The organism is Acinetobacter sp. RIT698 (assembly GCF_009668065.1).
Classification (GTDB): Bacteria; Pseudomonadota; Gammaproteobacteria; order Pseudomonadales; family Moraxellaceae; genus Acinetobacter; species Acinetobacter guillouiae.
On record NZ_WJYH01000102.1, the window covers coordinates 1 to 3,991 of the forward strand.

The following is a 3,991-nucleotide window of genomic DNA, read 5'->3' on the forward strand; positions in this document are numbered from 1 at the left end:
TATTTTTCAACACGAATTCCACCCTAAATTAGTATTGCATAATGAGCATGCTATTATTCTGCTCTAATTAGTTCTAAATCTTTTAGTTCTTGAATCTCTTTATCATTTAAATTTAATTTTTTCACATGCTTTTCAACAATATAAGCATTATTCTCCTTTAGTTCTTCTATTTGCATATTTTTTAGTTTTTCAAGCACTGCCTCTGATAAATATGGTTCAAATTTCGATGTTTTCGGGAGACTAAATTTCGTAAAAAAATTCAAGTCAACAGGTTCATCAAAATAATTCCTACCTATTTCAGCTGAATATTTAACCTCTTCGACATTTATTTTTACATCATTTCTATAATTTGAAAAGATAACACTTTTTTCTGTTGGTGTAATAATGAGTTTATATTTATTGTTATCTTTCTTTTTACTTGGATGAAGTGATTCATCATTTGAATGATATTCTAAATTCCATTGACCTTTATATAGGTAGCCAGATTTATTTTTAATATAATATTCTATAATTTGGGAGTCTTGTGGTTCCATTTTATAAATATTACCTTTGGATAGTAATGTTTGTGTTCTATTTAAGCGATGATATCCATTTGTAATATTTACACTATTATAATTTACAACAATATCATGACTATAATTTTTAGTATTATCTATTTCCACAATAAAATTAGCTTGTGTTTGCATAATAAAGTACCTACTAATTATTACTATTAAAATCAATACAAAACTGATTAAAAATATTAGTTTTTTTACAAATTTCATATTTTTTGATCTGGTGAATTAAAAAACTCTTGTGTCTTAGCATATAAAAGTATGCCATTTTTATAAAATCTCATAGGTAAGGCTTTTATCCATACTAAGGTTGCCTGCATTCCTTTACCTGCTTCACTAGCAACCATATATGTATCACCAGTAAACCATCCCATATTTTTATTTCTTGCAAAAGTAGTACTTCTACTTGATGGATAAAATGACGGAAAGCTTGAATCTACTTGCCTTCCAACCTCTACATTTTTAAAATTGGATAATTGTGAAATATTCTTTGCAAAACTCTTTGCTTCATGGGCTGTATTACAACCAAAAAAAGTCATTCGAGGGTTTGATGAATGCCAATAAAAATTTAGTTTACTCCACCCCATTAAATTTAATTGTGTATAACTGTATTCTCCAGTGTAGGGATTTTGGTATGGGACTCTATCGGGATCATTAATACTATCATTCACTATGATTGGCCCATCAAGTGCAGCATGAGAAAATATTCCAATTTCCTTAACCATCACTTTATTTTTCCCACCATACTCTTTAAACCAGTAGTCTGTAATAGATTGAAATTCAGAAAATTTATGTACTGGTGGACAATGAACTTTATGAATGTTTTCATCAAACCAATCTGTTCTTTTTATATTTTTCATACGTGTATGAGCTGATTCTGAAAACACATTTTTAGCCTTATCCTCTTCTGCTATCCAAAAGAAAAGAAATAGTGATTTTTTTCTTGTTATCTTTTGAGTGATCTGGGTACCTTCTGGCGCTGTTATACCATTTGAAGTGTTAAGTTGATTATTAGCCATAGCGATTTCATCATATTTCTAAGTGTATTTTTATTTCTTGTGGATGTGAACTATACAAAGTATTTGTCCAGCCATCTTTATCCGTCACACCTTTGACTTCTCTCCCATTTTCATAATATGCAGTATATTTCGTATTCGCATATGGAGCTGAATCATCATCTACAAATCTATAACGTAGACTGTTTTGTTGATTTTCAGGCAGTAAGGGTATTTTTAAAGATATCTTTGCCCCACTCTTAAAAATATGCTGCCCAGCTTTTACTTCAAACTTTGCTGGAGTGATTATGGTTATGCCATTTTTATTGATAATAATTTGAGAACCACCTGCCATAGCCCACCCTTTTTATTAAGTTTTGCTAAAATTATTTATAATTATAGTTTAATATAAAAAATCAATAATTCAAAACTTACTATAAAAGTATGACTTTTATCATTGCGATACAATTAAATGACAGCACTATTATTGCAGCAGACAATAAGAAAATTGTTTTAAAAGAATCAGAGGAAATCCAATTCAACATAGAAATGGCTTCAAAAATTTATTCGTGGGATAACGGTATCATTACAGGTACTGGCGAAGGCTACGTTGTCAGTAGATCTATTGAGTTATTTAAAAAATTAGCGCATTCAGACTTAAACAAACTTCCTCAATGTCTTGAAATTTCAAGACAGATGAGAGAGCTAGAAATTGGAACAAATTATTTCCAGGTGGAAAATACGAAATTGTTGTGTTCGAGCTATAGCGAACATGGTGCACAACTCTATAAAATCGAGCGATTTGATCCATTACAACCTTACAACTTGATTGCTGTTAAACCACTGGATATATCGGTTTGGCTCTTCCACCCCAACATTGATGCAATTTCAACAGATCTACAGCATCTCTATAGAGATCTCAAAGACTATTGTGCTTTTAGCAATGAAACGGATTGGATAAATTACTACATCAATCGAATCGCGCCGATTTATCAGAAGCAAAGCCAGTATGATCCCTTAATGAGCCAAAGCTTTGATATATTTTTTCAAAGCAAAGAAAAATATATCTTTGCTCACTTTCCAAATACACAGGATGAATCTTTAGAAGTTAGAGAGTTTTAACCAAACCAGTAAAAAAGCGATTCAATCTAGTATGTTCAAAAATATTGGGTTAAAAAGTTCATATGATTTTCAATTATGTAAAAATTTGATTTAAAAATCGTGGAACGTGAAAAATCAATCAAAAGCCGTTCTAGTGCGCTAAACTCTAGAACGGCTTTAACTAAGATATTGATGTGAAAAGGAAAAATACAAACATTTCGCATAAGCTGTATTATGTTAATTTTAGAAAAACTTAAAACTATGAGAGTTCTAAAAATTATATTTCATACAATAACTTTACGTGAATCTAACTCACGATTAATCGCCTTTTGCCATTTATCACTTAAATCATCAAGATCAAATAAATCTTCTTCAGCAGAGTACACATCTACAACCCATTTGACCATATCAGCTTTTTCAAGCCTAAATATATTGGCATCCACTTTCAATTGCTCTACTAAGTGTTCACATACTATACCTAATTTTTCATAAGTCAGATCACTTAAGTCTCGATGATAGCTATTCATACTCGTGTACGGAGTTTCAGCTTCTTTTTCGGAAATTTTTACACCTTCCCCTCTTAAGAATTCACCATCTAAGAAAATAAAATCCGTTGTTGCTGGAGCATCTTTATTAACAGCAAAAGCAGTAATAATTTTCTTAGTTAGTTCACTTGTCCAAGAAGTAGAATCAGTTAACCAAACAGAAAGTTCGTTATCTTTCGTTCTAGTACATACAGTAATCGGATCTGTTTCAAAATTATTTAAAGTTTTATCTAAATTTTGGGACCATTTAGGCAAAGAAAATGCTCTTAATAAATACATCATTTGCGCTCTAATTTATTCATTACATTTTCTTTATACGTCTCTAACCATGCATAAGAGCTGGGTTTAATATTTTTCAAGTAAGCAACATGCTTTTCTTGTTCCCAACTTTCAACTACACGAATAGTTGCTTCATTCACTCTGACATCCACATGTGAACATCCACAAATGATTAGTGCATCAGCTCTATCATCTAAGTCTTCATATTCAAAGTAAGAAGCCATACTAATAAAATCAATAATGTGATTAGTATTGGACTCCACAAATAGTTTTAACCACGTCTTTTGAAAAACTTCCCTGAACAAATCAATTTCTTTTAAAAGTATATTTTCAAGAAAAAGTTGTGTTTTTGAAATCTCACCTGGAATAAATTCATCCTGCTTTAAAATTCTAATTAATTTTTTAGAATTTTTTTCAGCATCAACAGATAATTTAGAAATTCTATTCGTTACTGTAGAGTTGGAGCTAGAACTTAATAAAATATCCTTAGCACCTAGCGAAGAACTAGATAAAAAAC

At 30.6% G+C, this 3,991-nt stretch carries 6 protein-coding genes; 1 reads left to right on the forward strand and 5 read right to left on the reverse strand.

All coding sequences use genetic code 11. From position 1 onward, the window contains the following. Window positions 1-53: 53 nt before the first annotated feature. From GJV03_RS21115 to GJV03_RS21125, 3 genes are all read right to left on the reverse strand, one after another. Window positions 54-686 (reverse strand): hypothetical protein, encoded by a 633-nt coding sequence (locus tag GJV03_RS21115; protein ID WP_154131062.1) that lies wholly within the window; start codon window positions 684-686, stop codon window positions 54-56. Window positions 687-760: 74 nt separating this feature from the next. After that, the gene (locus GJV03_RS21120) at window positions 761-1,573 is read right to left on the reverse strand and encodes a hypothetical protein (RefSeq protein WP_154131063.1); all 813 of its coding nucleotides are present in this window, start codon (window positions 1,571-1,573) and stop codon (window positions 761-763) included. A 10-nt stretch (window positions 1,574-1,583) separates the two neighbouring features. Then, complete coding sequence (locus GJV03_RS21125) at window positions 1,584-1,904, reverse strand: hypothetical protein (RefSeq protein ID WP_154131064.1); 321 nt, start codon at window positions 1,902-1,904, stop codon at window positions 1,584-1,586. Window positions 1,905-1,993: 89 nt separating this feature from the next. Between GJV03_RS21125 and GJV03_RS21130 the strand changes: the two genes are divergently transcribed. After that, the gene (locus tag GJV03_RS21130) at window positions 1,994-2,671 is read left to right on the forward strand and encodes a hypothetical protein (RefSeq protein ID WP_154131065.1); all 678 of its coding nucleotides are present in this window, start codon (window positions 1,994-1,996) and stop codon (window positions 2,669-2,671) included. Window positions 2,672-2,934: 263 nt separating this feature from the next. Here the strand turns inward: GJV03_RS21130 and GJV03_RS21135 are convergent, their stop codons facing one another. Beyond that, on the reverse strand, window positions 2,935-3,477 hold the full coding sequence (locus tag GJV03_RS21135) for a hypothetical protein (protein WP_154131066.1): 543 nt from the start codon (window positions 3,475-3,477) through the stop codon (window positions 2,935-2,937). Next, window positions 3,474-3,991: hypothetical protein (locus tag GJV03_RS21580; protein WP_171501889.1), on the reverse strand; the 518-nt coding region annotated here is incomplete at its 5' end. The genes GJV03_RS21580 and GJV03_RS21135, both read right to left, overlap by 4 nt.